The organism is Alcanivorax sp. (assembly GCF_014762765.1).
Taxonomy (GTDB): domain Bacteria; phylum Pseudomonadota; class Gammaproteobacteria; order Pseudomonadales; family Alcanivoracaceae; genus Alcanivorax.
In genome coordinates this window covers 44,034-45,305 of the sequence record NZ_JABURH010000111.1, presented here as the reverse complement: position 1 = coordinate 45,305, position 1,272 = coordinate 44,034, and the positions used below count along the sequence as shown (strand labels likewise).

At 59.4% G+C, this 1,272-nt stretch carries 1 protein-coding gene and 1 riboswitch; the gene reads left to right on the top strand.

The genetic code is table 11. The features are described 5' to 3' along the window. Positions 1-10 precede the first annotated feature (10 nt). Positions 11-152, top strand: a riboswitch (guanidine-I (ykkC/yxkD leader). Positions 153-208: 56 nt separating this feature from the next. Continuing rightward, on the top strand, positions 209-1,272 hold a 1,064-nt coding region (locus HUJ17_RS07045), incomplete at its 3' end, for a putative urea ABC transporter substrate-binding protein (RefSeq protein WP_290510028.1).

The following is a 1,272-nucleotide window of genomic DNA, read 5'->3' as shown; positions in this document are numbered from 1 at the left end:
ACAATTTGAACCAATAGACCGCTAGGGTTCCGGTCGCCTGCGCCGACAGACAGCGCGCAGCCGATGCCTGGTCCGAGAGCAGTCGACCTTCTTGCAGTCGTTGGCATGATTCGCGGCTGAAGGTTACACGGCGGGACAAAAGCCCGGGAGGACACGATGACCGCGTTGTCATTGGATTCCTCATCGTCCGTAGCCAAGGAGGTCCGAGATGACCCTTTCCGTACGTAAAACCGCTGCCGTTGCAGTACTCGCCCTGTCCACATCCCTCATGCCGGTCACCGCACTGGCCAAAGATTCCTTCAGCATCTGCTGGTCTATCTACGTGGGCTGGATGCCCTGGGATTACGGTGCCCAACAAAAGATCGTCGACAAGTGGGCCGACAAGTACGACATCGAAATTGATGTGGTACAGATCAATGACTATGTGGAATCCATTAACCAGTACACCGCCGGTGCCTATGACGGCTGCGCCATGACCAACATGGATGCACTGACCATTCCCGCCGCCGGCGGCGTGGATTCCACCGCCCTGATCGTGGGTGACTTCTCCAACGGTAACGACGGCGTGGTGCTCAAGGGCACTGACAAGCTGGCCGACATCAAGGGCCAGCAGGTGAACCTGGTGGAACTGTCGGTCTCCCATTACCTGCTGGCGCGGGCACTGGAAACGGTGGGGCTGACTGAGCGTGACCTGACCGTGGTGAATACCTCGGATGCGGATCTGGTATCTGCCTTTACCACCAAGGGCGTCACCGCCGTGGCCACCTGGAACCCGCTGCTCAGCGAAATCACCGCCATGCCGGACAGCCACAAGGTATTCGACTCCGCGCAGATCCCCGGTGAAATCATCGACCTGATGGTGGTCAACACCGACACCCTGAAAGCCAACCCGGATTTCGGCAAGGCACTGACCGGTGCCTGGTACGAAATCATGGCGACCATGTCCGGCGATGATGAGGCCGGCAAGGCCGCCCGCACCTTCATGGCCAACGCCTCCGGCACTGACCTGGCCGGCTATGAAGCGCAACTGGATTCCACCCGCATGTTCTATCAGCCCGCCGAGGCCGTGGCCTTCGTCAACAGCCCGGCGCTGAAAGACACCATGCAGAAAGTGGCGGAATTTTCTTTCCAGCACGGTCTGCTGGGTGAAGGCGCCCCGGACGCCGGCTTTGTCGGTATCGAAACCCCCGTGGGCATCTATGGCAGCGACAGCAATGTAACGCTGCGCTTTATCCCGGATTACATGGCCATGGCGGCTGAAGGAAAGCTGTA